The organism is Nonomuraea sp. NEAU-A123 (genome assembly GCF_018603905.1).
Classification (GTDB): Bacteria; Actinomycetota; Actinomycetes; order Streptosporangiales; family Streptosporangiaceae; genus Nonomuraea.
Genome location: NZ_JAHFZZ010000080.1, coordinates 1 through 955, shown reverse-complemented (window position 1 = coordinate 955; position 955 = coordinate 1). Strand labels below are relative to the sequence as shown.

Annotated in this window: 1 protein-coding gene; it reads right to left on the bottom strand. The window is 69.7% G+C overall.

Translation table 11 applies throughout. The features are described from left to right. Positions 1–955 (bottom strand): condensation domain-containing protein (locus KLK06_RS59430; protein WP_250907747.1); only part of this gene is annotated, 955 nt, incomplete at both ends.

The window sequence follows — 955 nt, the reverse complement described above, 5'->3', positions numbered from 1 at the left end:
TCGTCGAGCACGTCCACGCTGCTCAGCGGCGGCTCGTTCGCGCCGTCCAGCGCCTGCTCCAGCGCGGCCACGAGGTTGCCGGTGGCGGTGCGGACCAGCAGTCCCACGCTCCGAGCATCGATCGGGGCGACCGCGTCGACGGCCACCGACATGCTGTCGCCGTTGTCATCGACCAGGATGACGAGGGGATAGTTGGTGCGCTCGCGCACCAACAGCAGCCGCACCCCCTCCATCTCCCCATCCACACCGGCGCCGGTGTTGTGCCGGTAGTTCAGGAACGAGGTGAACAGCGGCGCATCACCCGCCACCCCACTGGCCCGCTGAGCGATAGTGAGAGGCGCGTGCTCGTGCTCCAGCAATTCGGCGAGCTGGCTTCGCATGGCCGACACCGCAGTCAGTACGCCGAGCTCGCCGGTACGCACCCGAACCGGCAGCGTGTTCATGAACGGCCCGGGCACGCGGTCCGCACCGGCGCCGGCGTTCATCCGGCCGAACAGCACCGTGCCGAACACCACATCGTCCCGGCCGGAGACCACTTCCAACACCCGGGCCCACGCCACATGCAGCACCGTCGCCGGACTCACGCCCAGCCGCCTGGCCACCTCCCGCAGCCGCCGGTGCAGATCACCGGCGAACGGCACCACCTCATGCGCGGAGTCGCTGCCGTCGCCGCGCACATCCACCAGCCCAAACGGCGCCGTCGGCTCCTCCACATCACCCAGCAACTCCGCGAAATAACGATGATGCTCATCGTCAGCGATCCCCTGACGCGCCTGCACCACGAAGTTCCGGAACGGCAGCGGCACGGCCAATTCCGCCCCCCGACCGGCCAGGAACGCCGCCACCTCGGCGAGCAGCACCTCCAACGCGGTATGGTCACGCACCACGTGATGCATCCGGACGAGCGCCAGCCACCGCCCGCCCCCCGGCACCGCCGCCAGGTGCACACCCATCA